The following is a 19,887-nucleotide window of genomic DNA, read 5'->3' as shown; positions in this document are numbered from 1 at the left end:
GGCATTTGCTTACGCTTCATTACGAACACCTTCGCTCATTTCTTCTACACTCTGCTTCAATCATTCCGTAATTTGCACGCAAAGGTAACAGTTGCGCACGTTGGCGCGTATAATGCGCGGCGTTCATGTAAACGCTATGCCTTATTTAAGGAGAAAAAGATGACGGCAGTTGCCCCGGTAATCACCATTGATGGGCCGAGTGGCGCAGGGAAAGGTACTCTGTGCAAAGCGATGGCGGAAGCATTGCAATGGCATCTTTTAGATTCGGGAGCAATCTATCGCGTGCTGGCGCTGGCCGCGCTGCATCATCATGTAGATGTTGCGTCTGAAGAGGCGCTGGTTCCGCTGGCTGCGCATCTGGATGTGCGTTTCGTGTCGACCGATGGCAACCTGGAAGTCATCCTTGAAGGGGAAGACGTGAGCGGCGAAATCCGTACTCAGGAAGTGGCTAATGCAGCCTCCCAGGTTGCGGCCTTCCCGCGCGTTCGTGAGGCGCTGCTGCGTCGTCAGCGCGCGTTCCGTGAAGCGCCGGGTCTGATCGCTGACGGACGCGATATGGGAACCGTGGTATTCCCTGATGCGCCTGTGAAAATTTTCCTCGACGCCTCTTCGGAAGAACGTGCTCAACGCCGCATGCTTCAGTTGCAGGAAAAGGGGTTTAGTGTTAACTTTGATCGCCTTTTATCCGAGATAAAAGAGCGTGATGACCGCGATCGTAACCGCGCCGTCGCTCCACTTGTTCCTGCAGAAGATGCATTAGTTCTGGATTCAACCAGTTTAACTATTGAGCAAGTGATTGAAAAAGCGCTACAATATGCGCGCCAAAAACTGGCACTCGCGTAATCGCGACCGATTTAGTAGTACCCCCGCTGCAATGGATTGACGGCGGGTATGTGAAACAACCCCATCCGGCACGGAGCCAGGTGGACGTTAATATTAACCTGAAGATTAAACATGACTGAATCTTTTGCTCAACTGTTTGAAGAATCCTTAAAAACAATCGAAACCCGCCCGGGTTCCATCGTTCGCGGTGTTGTTGTTGCTATCGACAAAGACGTAGTACTGGTTGACGCCGGTCTGAAATCTGAGTCCGCCATTCCGGCAGAGCAGTTCAAAAACGCCCAGGGCGAGCTGGAAATCCAGGTAGGTGACGAAGTTGACGTTGCTCTGGACGCAGTAGAAGACGGCTTCGGTGAAACCCTGCTTTCTCGTGAGAAAGCTAAACGTCACGAAGCATGGATCACGCTGGAAAAAGCTTACGAAGAAGCTGAAACTGTGGTCGGTGTTATCAACGGCAAAGTTAAAGGTGGCTTCACTGTTGAGCTGAATGGTATTCGTGCGTTCCTGCCAGGTTCTCTGGTAGACGTTCGTCCAGTTCGTGACACTCTGCACCTGGAAGGCAAAGAGCTTGAATTCAAAGTAATCAAGCTGGACCAGAAGCGTAACAACGTTGTTGTTTCCCGTCGTGCCGTTATCGAATCCGAAAACAGCGCAGAACGCGATCAGCTGCTGGAAAACCTGCAGGAAGGCATGGAAGTCAAAGGTATCGTTAAGAACCTCACTGACTACGGCGCATTCGTTGACCTGGGCGGCGTTGATGGCCTGCTGCACATCACCGACATGGCGTGGAAACGCGTTAAGCACCCAAGCGAAATCGTGAACGTGGGCGACGAAATCACTGTTAAAGTGCTGAAGTTCGACCGCGAGCGTACTCGTGTATCCCTCGGCCTGAAACAGCTGGGCGAAGATCCATGGGTAGCTATCGCTAAGCGTTACCCAGAAGGTACTAAACTGACTGGTCGCGTAACCAACCTGACTGACTACGGCTGCTTCGTTGAAATCGAAGAAGGCGTTGAAGGTCTGGTACACGTTTCCGAAATGGACTGGACCAACAAAAACATCCACCCATCCAAAGTTGTTAACGTTGGTGATGTAGTGGAAGTGATGGTTCTGGATATCGACGAAGAACGTCGTCGTATCTCCCTGGGCCTGAAACAGTGCAAAAACAACCCATGGCAGCAGTTCGCGGAAACCCACAACAAGGGCGACCGTGTTGAAGGTAAAATCAAGTCTATCACTGACTTCGGTATCTTCATCGGCCTGGACGGCGGCATCGATGGCCTGGTTCACCTGTCTGATATCTCCTGGAACGTTGCAGGCGAAGAAGCAGTTCGTGAATACAAAAAAGGCGACGAAATCGCTGCAGTTGTTCTGCAGGTTGACGCAGAGCGTGAGCGTATCTCCCTGGGCGTTAAACAGCTCGCAGAAGATCCGTTCAACAACTGGGTTGCACTGAACAAGAAAGGCGCAATCGTAAACGGTAAAGTGACTGCAGTTGACGCTAAAGGCGCAACCGTAGAACTGGCTGACGGCGTTGAAGGTTACCTGCGCGCTTCTGAAGCTTCACGTGACCGCGTTGAAGATGCCACTCTGGTTCTGAACGTAGGCGACGACGTTGAAGCTAAGTTCACCGGTGTTGACCGTAAGAACCGTGCAATCAGCCTGTCTGTTCGTGCTAAAGACGAAGCTGATGAGAAAGATGCAATCGCAACTGTTAACAAACAGGAAGATGCAAACTTCTCTAACAACGCAATGGCTGAAGCTTTCAAAGCAGCTAAAGGCGAGTAATATCAGGTTCTCAGCATCATTTGCGCAGTAACGCATTTACAGCGCGAAGGATGAGGAGCAAACTTGACAGATTGCAGGATTCGTCCTGTAATCAATAACAAAGGGCGGCTACGGCCGCCCTTGTTTAATGAGCTGTTCAGCTAATTGGTTTGAAAGGAACCGGAGGAATCATGACCAAGTCAGAATTGATTGAAAGACTTGCCAGTCAGCAACCGCATATCCCTGCCAAGGCAGTGGAAGATGCCGTAAAAGAGATGCTGGAGCATATGGCCTCCACTCTTGCCCAGGGCGAGCGCATTGAAATCCGCGGTTTCGGTAGTTTTTCTCTGCACTATCGTGCTCCACGTACCGGGCGTAACCCGAAAACTGGTGACAAAGTCGAGCTGGAAGGTAAGTACGTTCCACACTTTAAGCCGGGTAAAGAACTGCGCGATCGCGCCAATATTTACGGCAACTGAGTTTAGCCAGCCGGTTAAACTGGGTTCGAAAGAAAGCACCTGCGGGTGCTTTTTTTGTTTCTGTCGCTTTCATTCTGAAGGTGCATCGCATTTTTTGTTTCATTTTCTGCAAACGAATAAAAACAGCACAGCGCGCGCTGTAAAACACATTCTTCGTACCTGACAACTCGCTCTGCCAGATTACATACTGCCCCCCTGAAACAGGGAGGTAGCAATGGGAATTCCCGCTCTAAGCGTCTGCGTCATTCTGGCAATAGCCCCGTTACTCTGGTTACCTGAACTGCCGTCACGTCATACCGTGTGGCTAATGATTGTTGGCGGGATAGCGCTGGCCGCAACGCGAAACGTACGACTGAAGTATGTCGGGATCGCGTTGTTATTTTGTGTATGGGGTATGCTTGCCGCGCGGGAGTGCGTCTGGCCGATGCAGCATTTAACCACGAGTGCTGTGCAGGCTGAGGTAGAGATCACCGCCACAGATGGCGCAACGCTACATCAGGGAAACATTCTCAGCGTTGATGGCAAGCGCTGGTGGGCCACCACCGGCGTCACGCTGTATGGCAATTATCTGCCACAGCAAGCGTGTGCCGGTCAGCGCTGGAGCATGACGCTCAGGCTCAGGCCTGCTCACGGCGAACTGAACGACGGTGGATATGATTCTCAGCGCAGCGCTTTTGCCCGACATCAAACGCTGAGCGGCCGTTTCACCCGTGCTGAAGTCGTCGATGGACGCTGCAGCCTGCGAGCGCAATATCTGGCGTCACTGCAAAAACGACTTTCTGCTTACCGCTGGGGGGCGGTTATCCTCGGACTGGGGATGGGGGAACGTCTGGATGTGCCCCGGGAAATAAAAGATCTAATGCGTGAAACCGGGACGCTCCATTTGATGGCGATTTCGGGTCTGCATATCGCGCTTGCGGCATCCCTTGTCTGGTTACTCGCTCGTGGACTCCAGTTTTTATTACCCAGCCATCGGGTCCACTGGCAAATGCCTCTCCTGGCCGGGTTATGCTTTGCCGCTTTCTACGCCTGGCTTACCGGTCTGCAACCTCCTGCGCTTCGAACGGTCATCGCGCTTGCTGTGCTTGCAATGTTGCGGATTGGTGCCCGTCAATGGTCTCCCTGGCAGGTATGGGGGTGCTGTATCGCGGCGATCCTGATAAGCGATCCCTTAGCTGTACTTTCGCAGAGTCTGGCCCTGTCCGCATTTGCCGTCGCCGCGCTGATTTTCTGGTTTCAGTGGCTGCCTCTTCCTGGCTGGCAACGGACTCAACGTATACGGCCGCTGCTGAACCTGCTCTCTCTGCAGGTCGGCATGCTGATGCTGCTCATGCCGTTACAGGTTTTGATTTTCCATGGCTTCAGCATCTCCTCCCTGGTCGCAAATCTTTTTGCCGTTCCCCTGGTGACGTTTGTTTCCGTCCCGCTGATTCTGCTCGGGATGCTGCTCCATCTGCTACCGCTGGCTGCGGTAGAAAGTGCCATCTGGTTTGCAGCCGATAAGTCGCTTGCGGGACTCTTCTGGCTACTGATGCGCCTGCCAGATGGCTGGCAGAATGTCGATCAGCGCTGGCAAACCCAGGCATTGCTGCCGTGGTTGAGCATCATTGCCTGGCGCTTTCGTGCCTGGAAAACCGTTCCTGCCGTTTGCCTTGCAGGCAGTGTCTTACTGACGTTTCCCCTCTGGCGAACGGCAAAAAGCGAGAGCTGGACGCTGCATATGCTGGATGTGGGGCAGGGGCTGGCGATGGTTATTGAACGGCAGGGGAAAGCCATTCTGTATGATACCGGGCTCGCCTGGCCGGGCGGGGATAGCGCGCAGCGGTTAATAATCCCGTGGCTTCGCTGGCATCACCTGCAGCCAGAAGGCATTATTCTCAGTCATGAACACCTCGACCATGCGGGAGGCCTCGCATCGTTGCAAAAAGCGTGGCCGGACGTGTGGGTAAGAAGCTCCTTGCGCCAGGTGGGCCATAGTCCCTGTTTTCGCGGGCAGAGATGGCGATGGCAGGGACTCACCTTCACCGTCCACTGGCCACCTGAAAATTACCCGGCTCAGGGTAACAACCGTTCCTGCGTGGTAAAGGTGGACGACGGTGAGCAGAGTGTTCTGCTAACGGGGGACATTGAAGCGCAAGCGGAACAGGCTATGCTTAGCCATTACTGGCGTTATCTGAAGTCCACGCTCATACAGGTGCCCCATCATGGCAGCAATACTTCGTCTTCATTGCCGCTGGTACAGCGGGTGGAAGGTCAGATCGCTCTGGACTCAGCGGCCCGGTATAACGCATGGCGATTCCCGTCGGCAAAAGTTGTCCGACGTTACCGAAAAGAGGGGTATATCTGGCACGACACTCCTCATTCTGGACAAATATCGGTGACATTCTCGCAACATCACTGGCAAATCCGGCGCTTGCGAGAGCAATTTTTACCCGTTTGGTATCATCAGTGGTTTGGCGCGCCCGTCGATAACGGGTAGAATATGCGGCTATTTCAACGAATGCTGGTTTTTTGAATGCATAACGACAAAGATCTCTCCACGTGGCAAACCTTCCGCCGACTCTGGCCGATGATTGCGCCCTTTAAAACAGGCCTGATCGTGGCGGGAGTAGCGTTAATCCTCAACGCAGCCAGCGATACTTTTATGCTATCGCTTCTCAAACCGTTACTGGACGACGGTTTTGGTAAAACGGATCGCTCAGTGTTGCTATGGATGCCTCTGGTGGTTATCGGACTGATGATCTTACGCGGTATCACCAGCTATATCTCCAGCTACTGTATTTCCTGGGTATCAGGGAAAGTGGTGATGACCATGCGCCGTCGCCTGTTCAGCCACATGATGGGCATGCCGGTCTCATTCTTTGACAAGCAGTCTACCGGGACGCTGCTGTCCCGTATTACCTACGACTCAGAGCAGGTTGCCTCCTCGTCCTCAAGCGCGCTGATCACCGTTGTGCGTGAGGGTGCGTCGATCATCGGCCTGTTTGCGATGATGTTCTATTACAGCTGGCAGCTGTCGATCATCCTTATCGTTCTGGCGCCGATAGTTTCTATTGCTATTCGCGTCGTCTCAAAGCGCTTCCGCAATATCAGTAAGAATATGCAGAACACGATGGGGCAGGTGACGACCAGCGCGGAACAGATGCTGAAAGGGCATAAAGAAGTTCTGATTTTCGGCGGTCAGGACGTCGAAACCAAACGCTTTGATAAAGTCAGCAACAAAATGCGTCTTCAGGGGATGAAAATGGTTTCGGCCTCTTCAATCTCTGATCCGATTATTCAGCTGATTGCCTCACTGGCACTGGCGTTCGTCCTGTATGCGGCAAGCTTCCCGAGCGTCATGGAGACGCTGACGGCGGGTACCATTACCGTGGTCTTCTCCTCTATGATTGCGCTGATGCGTCCGCTGAAATCACTGACGAACGTCAACGCCCAGTTCCAGCGTGGGATGGCCGCCTGCCAGACCCTGTTCAGCATTCTGGATTCCGAGCAGGAAAAGGATGAAGGTAAGCGCGTGATCGAGCGTGCAAACGGAGACGTTGAATTCCGCAACGTGACCTTTACCTATCCAGGCCGCGAAGTGCCTGCCCTGCGTAATATCAACCTGTCTATTCCGGCGGGTAAAACCGTTGCGCTGGTGGGCCGTTCTGGTTCGGGTAAATCGACTATTGCCAGCCTGATGACCCGTTTCTACGACATTAACGAAGGTGAAATCCTATTAGACGGTCACGACCTGCGGGAATATACCCTGCAGTCGCTGCGTAACCAGGTGGCACTGGTTTCCCAGAACGTGCACCTGTTTAACGATACGGTCGCCAACAACATCGCTTATGCACGCACTGATGAGTACAGCCGCGAGCAGATTGAGAACGCCGCGCGTATGGCTTATGCAATGGACTTTATCAATAAGATGGATAACGGTCTGGATACCATCATTGGTGAAAACGGCGTGCTGCTCTCCGGCGGTCAGCGCCAGCGTATTGCGATTGCGCGCGCGCTGCTGCGCGATAGCCCAATTCTGATCCTGGACGAAGCGACCTCTGCGCTGGATACCGAATCTGAACGCGCTATCCAGTCCGCGCTGGATGAACTGCAAAAGAACCGTACCTCACTGGTGATTGCGCACCGTCTGTCTACTATCGAGCAGGCTGATGAAATCGTCGTGGTTGAGGATGGCGTCATTGTTGAACGCGGAAGCCATGCCGATTTGCTGGAACACCGTGGCGTTTACGCCCAGCTTCATAAGATGCAGTTTGGCCAACAATGATTGCACGCATCTGGTCCGGTGAATCCCCGCTGTGGCTGCTGCTTTTGCCGCTCTCCTGGCTGTATGGTCTGGTGAGCGGCATTATCCGTCTGCTTTACCGTTTAGGGCTTAAGCGGGCCTGGCGTGCGCCGGTTCCGGTTGTGGTTGTCGGTAATCTCACGGCGGGCGGCAACGGTAAAACGCCGGTGGTTATCTGGCTGGTGGAACAACTGCAAAAACGCGGTGTTCGTCCGGGGGTTGTCTCTCGCGGTTATGGCGGTAAATCGGCGCAGTATCCACTTCTGCTGACGGCGGAAACTACAACCGCCGAAGCGGGTGATGAACCGGTATTGATTTTCCAGCGTACCGGCGCGCCGGTTGCGGTCTCTCCAGTGCGCAGCGAGGCCGTGCAGGCTCTGGTTGCCGAACACGCGGTGCAAATCATCATTACGGATGATGGTCTGCAGCATTACGCCCTGGCGCGTGATAAAGAAATTGTGGTGATCGACGGGGTTCGCCGTTTCGGTAACGGCTGGTGGCTGCCGGCGGGGCCAATGCGGGAACGCGCTTCGCGTCTGAAGTCCGTTGATGCGGTGATTGTGAACGGTGGTGAGGCAAACGCGGGTGAAATCCCCATGCATCTCCTGCCGGGAATGGCGGTCAATCTGTTGACGGGTGAACGTCAGTCGGTTTCTCAATTACCTGCGCTGGTGGCGATGGCCGGTATTGGTCATCCTCCGCGTTTCTTCGCTACGCTGGAACAGTGCGGTGCACGGCTTGAGAAACGCGTTCCGTTGGCCGACCACCAGGCGCTGATGGAAGGGCAGATCGATGCGCTCACCGTGCCCGGTCAGACCCTGATCATGACCGAAAAAGATGCGGTGAAATGCCGTGCCTTCGCGAAAGAAAACTGGTGGTATCTGCCGGTTGACGCTGAACTCAGCGGCGAGCAGCCGGAACGTTTGCTCAAGGAACTGATTGCGTTGGTAAAATAAACGCTTACGCGGTTCTGGTGGCGCTTTGACTGACAGGAAAACGCATGTCTTTACCGCAACTCTCGCTTTCAGCCGCACGTCATTTACACCTTGCCGCGCAGGGGCTGCTCAAAAAGCCCCGCCGCCGCGCGCAGCCTGCCGATATTCTCTCTACCGTCCAGCGCATGTCGCTGCTTCAAATCGACACCATTAACATTGTGGCGCGAAGCCCTTACCTGGTCCTGTTTAGCCGCCTGGGAAGTTATCCTCCGCAGTGGCTGGATGAGGCGCTCAGCAAGGGGGAGTTAATGGAGTATTGGGCGCACGAAGCCTGCTTCCTGCCCCGCAGCGATTTTGCCCTGGTTCGCCACCGTATGCTTGCCCCGGAAAAGATGGGCTGGAAATACCGACAGGCGTGGATGCTGGAGCATGAGGCCGAAATTGAGCAGCTCATTGCGCATATTAAGGATAACGGTCCCGTACGCTCCGCAGATTTTGAACACCCGCGCAAAGGCACCAGCGGCTGGTGGGAGTGGAAGCCGCATAAGCGTCATCTCGAAGGGCTGTTTACCTCTGGCAAAGTCATGGTGATTGAGCGGCGTAATTTTCAGCGCGTCTACGACCTGACGCATCGCGTGATGCCGCACTGGGACGACGAGCGTGACCTGCTCAAACAGGAGGCGGCCGAGACCATCATGCTGGAGAACAGCGCCCGCAGTCTGGGCATTTTCCGTCCGCAATGGCTGGCAGATTATTATCGCCTTCGCCAGCCCGTGCTGAAACCGCTGCTGGACATATGGCAACGCGAACAGCGCGTCATCCCCGTCACGGTGGAAACGCTGGGCGACATGTGGCTGCATGCGGATCTCCTCCCGCTACTGCCTCTGGCCCTTGAGGGGAAACTTCAGGCAACCCACAGCGCGGTATTGTCGCCTTTCGACCCGGTCGTCTGGGACAGAAAACGCGCCGAGCAGCTGTTCGATTTTAGCTACCGGCTGGAATGTTATACCCCGGCCCCAAAGCGCCAGTATGGTTACTTTGTTCTCCCGCTGCTGCATAAGGGGCAACTGGTCGGGCGCATGGATGCAAAAATGCACCGCAAGACCGGCACGCTTGAAGTCATTGCGCTTTATCTGGAAGAGGGCGTCAGGGTGACGGCGAGCCTGGAGAAAGGGTTAACGTTCGCCATTAGCGAATTCGCGCGCTGGCAGGGTGCCCGTGACGTCACGCTGGGCCGGGTACCCGACGGACTGTTTACATCCTGTCGAAGTGGCTGGGAAACAGGCACTCCCTGAAAAGGGAATGTGTTAAGCTTTAGCGATAACCCATACGGAGGAACTATGGATCACCGTTTACTTGAAATTATTGCCTGCCCGGTATGCAACGGAAAACTCTACTACAGCCAGGACAAACAGGAGCTGATCTGCAAGCTGGACAGCCTGGCTTTCCCGCTGCGTGACGGCATTCCGGTACTGCTGGAAAATGAAGCCCGTTCCCTGGTGGCAGAAGAGAGCAAACCATGAGTTTTGTTGTCATTATTCCTGCGCGTTATGCCTCAACGCGTCTGCCGGGTAAACCGCTGGTGGATATCAACGGCAAGCCGATGATTGTGCATGTCCTTGAGCGTGCGCGTGAATCCGGTGCCGATCGCGTGATTGTTGCTACCGATCATCCTGACGTCGCCCGTGCGGTTGAGGCGGCAGGCGGTGAGGTATGCATGACCCGCGCCGATCACCAGTCCGGCACCGAGCGTCTGGCGGAAGTGGTTGAGAAATGTGGTTTCAGTGATGATACGGTCATCGTTAACGTGCAGGGTGACGAGCCGATGATCCCGGCGGTGATTATCCGTCAGGTGGCAGAAAACCTGGCTCAGCGTCAGGTTGGTATGGCGACGCTCGCGGTGCCCATTCACCATGCTGAAGAGGCATTCAATCCGAATGCGGTGAAGGTGGTCATGGATGCCGAAGGTTATGCGCTCTATTTCTCCCGCGCCACGATCCCCTGGGATCGCGATCGCTTTGCGCTCTCTAAAGAGACCATCGGTGATACCTTCCTGCGTCATATTGGGATCTACGGCTATCGGGCCGGTTTTATTCGTCGCTATGTTACCTGGGCGCCGAGTCCGCTGGAGCATATCGAAATGCTGGAGCAGCTTCGCGTGCTTTGGTACGGTGAAAAAATTCACGTTGCCGTTGCCAGCGAAGTACCTGGAACGGGCGTTGATACGCCGGAAGATCTTGAGCGCGTCCGCGCCGAGCTGCGCTAATACCGCCTGCATCCCTCCTGACGGGGGGATGTCCTCTCCCCGCTAATTCCTGTTTCTTTTCCCTAATTGATCTCTTCCGGGTGACATCTTCCTTCAGGACGCTCATTATAAAAGCAGTAGTCTTAATGGGGGTAATCTCATATGGAACAGCTGCGTGCCGAACTTAGCCATCTGCTGGGTGAGAAATTAAGCCGGGTCGAATGCGTGAGTGAAAAGGCCGATACCGCGCTTTGGTCGTTGTATGACAGTCAGGGCAACCCAATGCCGCTGATGGCCAGGAGTTTCACCTCGCCGGGCGTTGCCAGGCAGCTTGCATGGAAAATGTCGATGCTGGCGCGGGAAGGAACGGTCCGTATGCCGACGGTGTACGGCGTAATGACGCACGAGGAACACCCCGGCCCGGACGTGCTGCTGATTGAGCGCCTGCGCGGCGTACCCGTTGAAGCGCCCGCGCGCACGCCGGAACGCTGGGAGCAACTGAAAGACCAGATAGTCGAGGCGCTGCTGGCCTGGCACCGTCAGGATAGCCGCGGGCTTGTCGGTCCGGTCGACAGCACTCAGGAAAACCTGTGGCCGCTGTGGTATCGCCAGCGGGTTGAAGTCCTGTGGGGGACGCTTAACCAGTTTAACAATACCGGTTTGACCATGCAGGATAAACGTATTCTGTTTCGCACCCGCGAGTGCTTGCCGGCGCTGTTCGACGGTTTTAATGACAACTGCGTGCTAATCCACGGTAATTTCACCCTTCGCAGCATGCTCAAAGACTCCCGCAGCGATCAGCTTCTGGCGATGTTGGGGCCGGGGATCATGCTCTGGGCTCCGCGCGAATACGAGCTATTCAGGCTTAGCGACAGCGGGGCGGCGGAAGGTTTACTGTGGCACTACCTTCAACGCGCGCCCGTTGCAGAGGCGTTTCTCTGGCGGCGCTGGCTTTACCTGCTCTGGGACGAAGTTGCGCAGCTGGTCAATACCGGACGCTTTAATCGCGCAAACTTCGATCTGGCAACAAAATCACTCCTGCCCTGGCTCGCCTGACGATCCTTTCAGCCACTGCCAGAGGCGTCCGAGCGTCTCATAACCGACGCGATCGCTATGCATCAGCCACGCCGGGGAGGGGATCGCCCGTTCCCACGGGTTGAGCGGCGCGTCGATGGCCATCTGGTTTGCCGGTGCGGGAAGCGGGTGCAGGCCTTGCTTCTCAAAGAAAATCATCGCGCGCGGCAGGTGTGAGGCGGAGGTCACCAGCAAGAACGGGACATCGCCAATCGCCTGCTTCACTGCGGCAGCCTCTTCTTCGGTATCTTTTGGGCTGTCCAGAGTGATAATTGAGGAACGCGGTACGCCGAGTGATTCCGCGACTCTGGCGCCTGCTTCAGCCGTACTCACCGGGTTCGTTTTGGCCGCCGCGCCGGTGAAGATCATTTTTGATCCCGGATTCGCCAGCCAGAGGCGAATGCCTTCGTTTAGCCGTGGCAGGCTGTTGTTGATCAGGTTTGAACTGGGCGCCCAGTCAGGATCCCAGGTATACCCACCGCCCAGCACTACGATGTACGACACTTTCTGGTTTCCCTGCCACGTCGGGTACTTAGTTTCGATGGGGCGTAACAGACCATCCGCGACCGGCTGCAGGCTTAACAGCAGCAGGACAAACCAGCCGAGCGTGATAAGCGTTTTGCCACTTTTCTGAAAGCGACTGAACCAGACCAGCGCCAGCCCCAGCGCGATCGTGAGCAGCAGCAGCGGAAGGGGAAGCATCATCCCTCCAATGTATTTCTTAAGGGTAAAAAGCATCCTTTTTGGTTCCTTTTTTGACCATATAGCAGGGGATTACCGGTGATATTACACCAGAGAGGTTCATTCTCCGCCCGGGTGTGACAAAATAGCGCTTTTGCAGTTAGCGAGTGGAACTCTCCCAATGCGGGATCGCAATTTTGATGACATCGCGGAAAAGTTTTCGCGCAACATTTATGGCACCACGAAAGGTCAGCTCCGTCAGACGATCCTCTGGCAGGATCTGGACACCATTCTGGCCACCTTTGGTGGTCAAACGTTGCGCGTGCTGGACGCCGGTGGCGGTGAAGGGCAGACGGCGATAAAAATGGCCGGGCGCGGTCATCACGTCACGCTTTGCGATCTTTCTGCTGAAATGGTCGCCCGCGCGACGCGTGCGGCAGAAGAGAAAGGTGTGAGCAACAACATGCATTTTATACAATGCGCTGCTCAGGACATCGCGCAGCATTTGGAAACCCAGGTTGATCTGATATTGTTTCATGCGGTGCTGGAGTGGGTTGCCGATCCGCAAAGCGTGTTACAAACCCTGTGGTCGATGTTACGCCCGGGCGGCACGCTGTCGCTGATGTTCTACAATGCTAACGGCTTCCTGATGCACAACATGGTTGCAGGAAACTTCGACTATGTGCAGGTCGGGATGCCCAAAAAGAAAAAGCGCACGCTTTCCCCGGACTATCCGCGCGATCCACAGCAGGTTTATGGCTGGCTGGAAGCGATTGGCTGGCAGATTGTCGGGAAGACGGGCGTCAGGGTGTTTCATGATTATCTGCGTGAAAAACACAAACAGCGTGACTGTTTTGACACCTTAACAGAATTAGAAACGCGGTATTGCCGTCAGGAGCCTTTTATCAGCCTTGGCCGCTATATTCACGTCACCGCGCACAAGCCGCAGATGCAAGGATAACCTATGAGTGAATTTTCCCAGACAGTCCCCGAACTGGTTGCCTGGGCCAGGAAAAACGATTTCTCCATCTCGCTGCCGGTAGACAGACTCTCTTTCCTGCTGGCGGTTGCCACGCTGAACGGCGAACGGCTGGACGGTGAAATGAGCGAGGGTGAACTGGTGGATGCGTTCCGCCATGTCAGTGATGCGTTTGAGCAAACCAGCGAAACCATTAGCGTGCGTGCCAACAACGCGATCAACGATATGGTGCGTCAACGTCTGCTGAACCGCTTTACCAGCGAGCAGGCGGAAGGAAACGCCATCTATCGCCTGACGCCGCTGGGCATCGGCATCACCGATTACTACATCCGCCAGCGTGAATTTTCCACGCTGCGTCTTTCCATGCAGCTCTCGATCGTGGCGGGTGAGCTTAAGCGTGCCGCCGACGCGGCGGATGAAAACGGTGACGAATTCCACTGGCACCGTAACGTCTACGCGCCGCTGAAATATTCGGTAGCCGAGATTTTCGACAGTATCGATCTCACCCAGCGCCTGATGGACGAACAGCAGCAGCAGGTGAAAGACGATATCGCGCAGCTGCTGAATAAAGACTGGCGAGCGGCCATCTCCAGCTGTGAACTTCTGCTGTCAGAAACCTCCGGCACGCTGCGCGAACTCCAGGATACGCTGGAAGCCGCAGGGGACAAGCTGCAGGCTAACCTGCTGCGCATCCAGGACGCGACGCTGGCGCACGACGATCTGCATTTTATCGACCGTCTGGTGTTCGATCTGCAGACCAAGCTTGACCGCATTATCAGCTGGGGTCAGCAGTCGATCGACCTGTGGATCGGCTACGACCGACACGTGCATAAATTTATCCGTACCGCGATTGATATGGATAAAAACCGCGTCTTTGCTCAGCGTCTGCGTCAGTCGGTGCAGACCTATTTCGATGCGCCGTGGGCGCTGACCTACGCCAGTGCCGATCGTCTGCTGGATATGCGCGATGAAGAGATGGCGCTGCGCGATGAAGAGGTAACCGGTGAACTGCCGCCGGATCTGGAATACGAAGAATTTAACGAAATTCGCGAGCAGCTTGCGGCGATGATCGAAGAACAGCTCGCTGTCTACAAAACCAGACAAGTGCCGCTGGATCTTGGTCTCGTGGTGCGCGACTATCTGGCGCAATATCCACGCGCGCGCCACTTCGACATTGCCCGCATTGTGGTAGACCAGGCGGTGCGCCTGGGCGTCGCGCAAGCAGATTTCACCGGACTGCCGCCGAAGTGGCAGCCAATCAACGATTACGGAGCCAAGGTACAGGCGCATGTCATTGACAAATATTGAACACGTGATGCCGGTTAAGCTGGCACAGGCGCTGGCGAATCCGTTATTTCCGGCGCTGGACAGCCAGCTGCGTGCCGGTCGTCACATTGGCTTAGACGAGCTGGATAATCACGCCTTTTTGATGGACTTCCAGGAGTACCTGGAAGAGTTTTATGCACGCTACAACGTGGAGCTTATCCGCGCGCCGGAAGGGTTTTTCTACCTGCGCCCGCGCTCCACGACGCTGATTCCGCGTTCCGTGCTCTCCGAGCTGGATATGATGGTCGGCAAAATTCTTTGCTACCTCTACCTCAGCCCGGAACGTCTGGCAAATGAAGGGATCTTCACCCAGCAGGAACTTTACGACGAGCTGTTGACGCTGGCTGATGAGAGCAAGCTGCTCAAGCTGGTGAATAACCGCTCCACGGGGTCGGATCTGGACCGTCAGAAATTACAGGAAAAGGTTCGCTCTTCCCTGAACCGTCTGCGTCGTCTTGGGATGGTCTGGTTTATGGGTCACGACAGCAGCAAATTCCGCATTACGGAATCTGTCTTCCGCTTCGGTGCCGATGTGCGTGCGGGCGATGACGCGCGTGAAGCGCAGCTTCGCATGATCCGCGACGGTGAAGCGATGCCGGTGGAAAACCATTTGCAGCTCAATGATGAGCATGAAGAGAATCTGCCGGATAGCGGGGAGGAAGAGTAATGATTGAACGCGGTAAATTTCGCTCACTGACGCTGATTAACTGGAACGGCTTCTTTGCCCGAACCTTCGATCTGGATGAGCTGGTCACGACGCTCTCCGGCGGTAACGGTGCGGGTAAATCCACCACCATGGCGGCCTTTGTTACGGCGCTGATCCCCGATCTGACGCTGCTTCACTTCCGTAACACCACTGAAGCGGGGGCAACAAGCGGTTCCCGTGATAAAGGTCTACACGGTAAGCTGAAGGCGGGCGTCTGTTATTCGGTTCTGGACGTCATTAACTCCCGTCATCAGCGTGTGGTGGTGGGCGTGCGCCTGCAGCAGGTCGCCGGTCGCGACCGTAAAGTGGATATTAAACCGTTTGCGATCCAGGGTCTGCCAACGTCCGTACAGCCGACGTCGCTGCTGACGGAAACCCTGAACGAACGCCAGGCGCGCGTGCTGACGCTGCAGGAGCTGAAGGACAAGCTCGAAGCCATCGAAGGCGTGCAGTTCAAGCAGTTCAACTCTATCACCGACTACCACTCGCTGATGTTCGATCTGGGCGTGGTGGCGCGTCGTCTGCGCACGGCATCAGACCGTAGCAAATACTACCGCCTGATTGAAGCGTCGCTGTACGGCGGTATCTCCAGCGCGATTACCCGCTCCCTGCGCGACTACCTGCTGCCGGAAAACAGCGGCGTGCGTAAGGCCTTCCAGGATATGGAAGCGGCGCTGCGTGAAAACCGCATGACGCTGGAAGCGATTCGCGTTACCCAGTCTGACCGCGACCTGTTTAAACACCTGATCAGCGAAGCCACCAACTACGTGGCGGCGGACTACATGCGCCACGCCAACGAGCGCCGGGTGCATCTCGATCAGGCATTAGAATACCGTCGCGAGCTGTTTACCTCCCGTAAACAGCTGGTGGCCGAGCAGTACAAGCACGTCGAAATGGCGCGCGAGCTGGGCGAGCACAACGGTGCTGAAGGCGACCTGGAAGCCGATTACCAGGCCGCCAGCGATCACCTTAACCTGGTGCAGACCGCGCTGCGTCAGCAGGAAAAAATCGAGCGCTATGAAGCGGACCTCGATGAGCTGCAGATTCGTCTCGAAGAGCAAAATGAAGTGGTGGCCGAAGCCGCTGACATGCAGGAAGAGAACGAAGCCCGCGCCGAAGCGGCCGAGCTGGAAGTGGATGAGCTGAAAAGCCAGCTTGCCGATTACCAGCAGGCGCTGGACGTGCAGCAGACGCGAGCGATTCAGTACAGCCAGGCACTGCAGGCATTACAGCGCGCGAAAGAGCTGTGTCATCTGCCCGACCTGACGCCGGAGAGCGCCGACGAGTGGCTGGATACCTTCCAGGCCAAAGAGCAGGAAGCCACCGAGAAACTGCTGTCCCTCGAACAGAAAATGAGCGTTGCGCAAACGGCGCACAGCCAGTTTGAGCAGGCTTATCAGCTGGTGGTCGCAATTAACGGCCCGCTGGCGCGTAACGAAGCCTGGGACGTTGCTCGTGAACTGCTGCGCGACGGTGTGAACCAGCGCCATCTGGCCGAGCAGGTTCAGCCGCTGCGTATGCGTCTGAACGAGCTGGAGCAGCGCCTGCGCGAGCAGCAGGAAGCCGAGCGTCTGCTGGCGGATTTCTGCAAGCGTCAGGGTAAAAATTACGATTTCGACGAGCTTGAGGCTCTGCATCAGGAGCTGGAAGCGCGTATTGCAGCCCTGTCCGATACCGTATCAAACGCCAGCGAACAGCGTATGAACCTCCGTCAGGAGCTGGAGCAGATTCAGTCCCGTTCGAAGACGCTCCTGGAGCGTGCGCCGGTCTGGCTGGCGGCTCAAAGCAGCCTGAACCAGCTCAGCGAGCAGTGCGGCGAGCAGTTCGAATCCAGCCAGGAAGTGACCGAATACCTGCAGCAGCTGCTGGAGCGCGAGCGCGAAGCCATTGTTGAACGTGACGAAGTGGGCGCCCGCAAGCGCGACGTCGATGAAGAAATTGAGCGCTTAAGCCAGCCGGGCGGGTCAGAAGATCCGCGCCTGAATGCGCTAGCCGAGCGTTTTGGCGGCGTGCTGCTGTCCGAGATTTACGACGATGTTGGCCTTGACGATGCCCCGTACTTCTCCGCGCTGTACGGTCCATCCCGCAACGCGATTGTGGTTCCCGATCTGTCGCTGATTTCTGAGCAGCTTGCCGGCCTGGAAGATTGTCCGGAAGATCTCTACCTGATCGAAGGGGATCCGCAGTCGTTCGATGACAGCGTATTCAGCGTCGACGAGCTGGAAAAAGCGGTGGTGGTGAAAATTGCCGACCGTCAGTGGCGTTATTCCCGCTTCCCTGAGCTGCCGCTGTTTGGCCGCGCCGCGCGCGAAAGCCGCATTGAAAGCCTGCACGCAGAGCGTGAAACGCTGTCTGAACGTTTTGCGACCCTGTCGTTTGACGTGCAGAAAACCCAGCGTCTGCATCAGTCGTTCAGCCGCTTTATCGGCAGCCATCTCGCCGTAGCGTTTGACGCGGATCCGGAAGCCGAAATCCGCAAACTCAATACCCGCCGTGGCGAACTGGAACGTGCGATTGCCAGCCATGAAAGTGATAACCAGCAAAGTCGCGTTCAGTTTGAACAGGCGAAAGAGGGCGTTGCTGCCCTTAACCGCATTCTGCCGCGTCTGAACCTGCTGGCGGACGACACGCTGGCCGATCGCGTGGACGAGATCCAGGAGCGTCTGGATGAAGCGCAGGAAGCCGCGCGTTTCGTTCAACAGCACGGCAATCAGCTGGCTAAGCTGGAGCCCGTCGTGTCTGTACTGCAGAGCGACCCGGAACAGTTTGAGCAGTTAAAAGAAGATTATGCCTGGTCGCAGCAGGTGCAGCGCGAAGCGCGTCAGCAGGCGTTTGCCCTGACGGAAGTGGTGCAGCGTCGGGCCCACTTTGGCTACTCCGATTCGGCTGAAATGCTGAGCGGTAACAGCGATCTGAACGAAAAACTGCGTCAGCGCCTTGAGCAGGCGGAGGCGGAACGTACTCGCGCCCGCGAAGCGATGCGCAGCCACTCCGCTCAGCTGAACCAGTACAACCAGGTGCTGGCCTCGCTGAAAAGCTCCTTCGATACCAAGAAAGAGCTGTTAAACGATCTGCAGAAAGAGCTTCATGACATCGGCGTGCGTGCCGACAGCGGCGCAGAAGAGCGCGCGCGTATTCGTCGTGACGAGCTGCATTCTCAGCTCAGCAATAACCGTGCGCGTCGTAATCAGCTGGAAAAAGCGCTGACCTTCTGCGAAGCGGAAATGGATAACCTGACCCGTCGCCTGCGCAAGCTGGAACGCGACTATCATGAAATGCGCGAGCAGGTCGTGACCGCCAAGGCGGGCTGGTGCGCGGTGATGCGCATGGTGAAAGACAATAACGTAGAGCGTCGTCTGCACCGCCGTGAACTGGCGTATCTCTCTGCTGATGAGCTGCGATCCATGTCGGATAAGGCGTTGGGTGCGCTGCGTCTGGCGGTGGCGGATAACGAACACCTGCGCGATGTGCTGCGTATGTCGGAAGATCCAAAACGTCCGGAACGTAAAATTCAGTTCTTCGTGGCGGTTTACCAGCACCTGCGCGAGCGTATTCGTCAGGACATCATCCGTACCGACGATCCGGTCGAAGCCATCGAACAGATGGAAATTGAGCTGGGCCGCCTCACGGAAGAGCTGACCTCTCGCGAGCAGAAGCTGGCGATCAGCTCCCGCAGCGTGGCGAACATTATCCGCAAAACCATTCAGCGCGAGCAGAACCGTATCCGCCAGCTGAACCAGGGTTTGCAAAGCGTGTCGTTTGGCCAGGTGAACAGTGTGCGCCTCAACGTCAACGTGCGTGAAGCCCATGCAACGCTGCTGGAAGTGCTGTCTGAGCAGCACGAGCAGCATCAAGATCTGTTCAACAGCAACCGTTTGACCTTCTCCGAAGCGCTGGCGAAGCTGTATCAGCGCCTGAACCCGCAGATTGATATGGGGCAGCGTACGCCGCAAACCATCGGAGAAGAGTTGCTGGACTACCGTAACTACCTGGAAATGGAAGTTGAGGTAAACCGTGGCTCAGACGGCTGGCTGCGTGCGGAATCCGGGGCGCTCTCTACCGGTGAAGCGATCGGTACCGGGATGTCAATTCTGGTGATGGTCGTACAGAGCTGGGAAGATGAAGCGCGTCGCCTGCGCGGCAAAGACATCTCGCCATGCCGACTGCTGTTCCTGGATGAGGCGGCGCGTCTTGATGCCCGCTCAATTGCCACGCTGTTCGAGCTTTGCGAACGTCTTGATATGCAGCTCATCATTGCGGCACCGGAGAACATCAGCCCCGAGAAGGGCACAACCTACAAACTGGTGCGTAAAGTGTTCCAGAACAGCGAACACGTTCACGTTGTGGGGCTGCGTGGCTTTGCGCCGCAGCCGCCAGAATCATTGCCGGAAACCACGGCGGACGCTTCCTGAAGCGTCTTTTGACCCGAAGCGGCGCACTGGCGCCGCTTTTTTTTTAAACTTAACTTGTGCTTAGGGCTGCGTTATCTTTAAACTTCTTTACATAAGGTAAGGCAACAGCTTAGCCGTCTACCTATAATGAAAGAAAGCCCCAACGTGATGGGCATGTC

The 19,887-nt window shown here is 56.0% G+C and carries 14 protein-coding genes and 1 pseudogene; 14 read left to right on the top strand and 1 reads right to left on the bottom strand.

The genetic code is table 11. From position 1 onward, the window contains the following. The first annotated feature begins 159 nt into the window (after window positions 1–159). From cmk to N037_RS03305, 10 genes are all read left to right on the top strand, one after another. Window positions 160–843, top strand: a complete 684-nt coding sequence (cmk, locus tag N037_RS03350; RefSeq protein ID WP_013097305.1) for a (d)CMP kinase — start codon at window positions 160–162, stop codon at window positions 841–843. A 111-nt stretch (window positions 844–954) separates the two neighbouring features. Beyond that, window positions 955–2,628 carry a 30S ribosomal protein S1 gene (gene rpsA / locus N037_RS03345; protein ID WP_014169387.1) on the top strand — a complete coding sequence of 558 codons (1,674 nt, stop codon included), beginning with the start codon at window positions 955–957 and terminating at the stop codon, window positions 2,626–2,628. A gap of 170 nt (window positions 2,629–2,798) precedes the next feature. Beyond that, on the top strand, window positions 2,799–3,086 hold the full coding sequence (gene ihfB / locus N037_RS03340) for an integration host factor subunit beta (RefSeq protein WP_008499965.1): 288 nt from the start codon (window positions 2,799–2,801) through the stop codon (window positions 3,084–3,086). A gap of 214 nt (window positions 3,087–3,300) precedes the next feature. Then, complete coding sequence (locus N037_RS03335) at window positions 3,301–5,565, top strand: ComEC family protein (RefSeq protein ID WP_032638954.1); 2,265 nt, start codon at window positions 3,301–3,303, stop codon at window positions 5,563–5,565. A 36-nt stretch (window positions 5,566–5,601) separates the two neighbouring features. Beyond that, complete coding sequence (msbA, locus tag N037_RS03330; RefSeq protein WP_023335128.1) at window positions 5,602–7,353, top strand: lipid A ABC transporter ATP-binding protein/permease MsbA; 1,752 nt, start codon at window positions 5,602–5,604, stop codon at window positions 7,351–7,353. Further along, complete coding sequence (gene lpxK / locus N037_RS03325; RefSeq protein WP_032638952.1) at window positions 7,350–8,327, top strand: tetraacyldisaccharide 4'-kinase; 978 nt, start codon at window positions 7,350–7,352, stop codon at window positions 8,325–8,327. The genes msbA and lpxK overlap by 4 nt, the downstream gene beginning before the upstream one ends. A gap of 44 nt (window positions 8,328–8,371) precedes the next feature. Continuing rightward, window positions 8,372–9,601 carry a winged helix-turn-helix domain-containing protein gene (locus N037_RS03320; protein ID WP_032638950.1) on the top strand — a complete coding sequence of 410 codons (1,230 nt, stop codon included), beginning with the start codon at window positions 8,372–8,374 and terminating at the stop codon, window positions 9,599–9,601. A 45-nt stretch (window positions 9,602–9,646) separates the two neighbouring features. Then, window positions 9,647–9,829: a protein YcaR gene (gene ycaR / locus N037_RS03315; protein WP_006174474.1), complete on the top strand. Its 183-nt coding sequence runs from the start codon at window positions 9,647–9,649 to the stop codon at window positions 9,827–9,829. Next, complete coding sequence (gene kdsB / locus N037_RS03310) at window positions 9,826–10,572, top strand: 3-deoxy-manno-octulosonate cytidylyltransferase (protein WP_023311001.1); 747 nt, start codon at window positions 9,826–9,828, stop codon at window positions 10,570–10,572. Before ycaR ends, kdsB begins: the two co-directional genes overlap by 4 nt. Before the next feature lie 141 nt (window positions 10,573–10,713). Next, a complete protein-coding gene (locus tag N037_RS03305) occupies window positions 10,714–11,607 on the top strand; it encodes a YcbJ family phosphotransferase (RefSeq protein ID WP_023311002.1) in 894 nt (297 codons plus the stop codon). On the opposite strand, the gene elyC is transcribed toward N037_RS03305, so the two are convergent. Continuing rightward, complete coding sequence (elyC, locus tag N037_RS03300) at window positions 11,584–12,363, bottom strand: envelope biogenesis factor ElyC (protein ID WP_023335131.1); 780 nt, start codon at window positions 12,361–12,363, stop codon at window positions 11,584–11,586. The genes N037_RS03305 and elyC overlap by 24 nt on opposite strands. A gap of 124 nt (window positions 12,364–12,487) precedes the next feature. Here elyC and cmoM point away from each other — a divergent pair. From cmoM to mukB, 4 genes and pseudogenes are all read left to right on the top strand, one after another. Beyond that, window positions 12,488–13,278, top strand: a pseudogene (cmoM, locus tag N037_RS03295) (tRNA uridine 5-oxyacetic acid(34) methyltransferase CmoM). Next, entirely contained in the window at window positions 13,271–14,593 is a 1,323-nt protein-coding gene (gene mukF, locus N037_RS03290) for a chromosome partition protein MukF (protein ID WP_032638944.1), read from the top strand. Before cmoM ends, mukF begins: the two are co-directional and overlap by 8 nt. Beyond that, complete coding sequence (mukE, locus tag N037_RS03285; RefSeq protein WP_023335134.1) at window positions 14,574–15,278, top strand: chromosome partition protein MukE; 705 nt, start codon at window positions 14,574–14,576, stop codon at window positions 15,276–15,278. The genes mukF and mukE overlap by 20 nt, the downstream gene beginning before the upstream one ends. Then, window positions 15,278–19,729 carry a chromosome partition protein MukB gene (mukB, locus tag N037_RS03280; RefSeq protein WP_032638942.1) on the top strand — a complete coding sequence of 1,484 codons (4,452 nt, stop codon included), beginning with the start codon at window positions 15,278–15,280 and terminating at the stop codon, window positions 19,727–19,729. Before mukE ends, mukB begins: the two co-directional genes overlap by 1 nt. Window positions 19,730–19,887: the final 158 nt, after the last annotated feature.

Origin of the sequence: Enterobacter sp. EGD-HP1 (assembly GCF_000733275.2) — a bacterium.
Classification (GTDB): Bacteria; Pseudomonadota; Gammaproteobacteria; order Enterobacterales; family Enterobacteriaceae; genus Enterobacter.
Note: the sequence above shows the minus strand (reverse complement) of the source record. Positions and strands in the feature narration are given on the sequence as shown.

What these genes read in the sequence shown, in the direction of transcription:
- N037_RS03335 (WP_032638954.1), top strand. Translation starts at nt 3,301, where the DNA reads ATGGGAATTCCCGCTCTAAGCGTCTGCGTCATTCTGGCAATAGCCCCG.
- mukE (WP_023335134.1), top strand. Translation starts at nt 14,574, where the DNA reads ATGTCATTGACAAATATTGAACACGTGATGCCGGTTAAGCTGGCACAG.
- N037_RS03320 (WP_032638950.1), top strand. Translation starts at nt 8,372, where the DNA reads ATGTCTTTACCGCAACTCTCGCTTTCAGCCGCACGTCATTTACACCTT.
- lpxK (WP_032638952.1), top strand. Translation starts at nt 7,350, where the DNA reads ATGATTGCACGCATCTGGTCCGGTGAATCCCCGCTGTGGCTGCTGCTT.
- ycaR (WP_006174474.1), top strand. Translation starts at nt 9,647, where the DNA reads ATGGATCACCGTTTACTTGAAATTATTGCCTGCCCGGTATGCAACGGA.
- rpsA (WP_014169387.1), top strand. Translation starts at nt 955, where the DNA reads ATGACTGAATCTTTTGCTCAACTGTTTGAAGAATCCTTAAAAACAATC.
- mukF (WP_032638944.1), top strand. Translation starts at nt 13,271, where the DNA reads ATGAGTGAATTTTCCCAGACAGTCCCCGAACTGGTTGCCTGGGCCAGG.
- kdsB (WP_023311001.1), top strand. Translation starts at nt 9,826, where the DNA reads ATGAGTTTTGTTGTCATTATTCCTGCGCGTTATGCCTCAACGCGTCTG.
- cmk (WP_013097305.1), top strand. Translation starts at nt 160, where the DNA reads ATGACGGCAGTTGCCCCGGTAATCACCATTGATGGGCCGAGTGGCGCA.
- msbA (WP_023335128.1), top strand. Translation starts at nt 5,602, where the DNA reads ATGCATAACGACAAAGATCTCTCCACGTGGCAAACCTTCCGCCGACTC.
- mukB (WP_032638942.1), top strand. Translation starts at nt 15,278, where the DNA reads ATGATTGAACGCGGTAAATTTCGCTCACTGACGCTGATTAACTGGAAC.
- N037_RS03305 (WP_023311002.1), top strand. Translation starts at nt 10,714, where the DNA reads ATGGAACAGCTGCGTGCCGAACTTAGCCATCTGCTGGGTGAGAAATTA.
- elyC (WP_023335131.1), bottom strand. Translation starts at nt 12,363, where the DNA reads ATGCTTTTTACCCTTAAGAAATACATTGGAGGGATGATGCTTCCCCTT.
- ihfB (WP_008499965.1), top strand. Translation starts at nt 2,799, where the DNA reads ATGACCAAGTCAGAATTGATTGAAAGACTTGCCAGTCAGCAACCGCAT.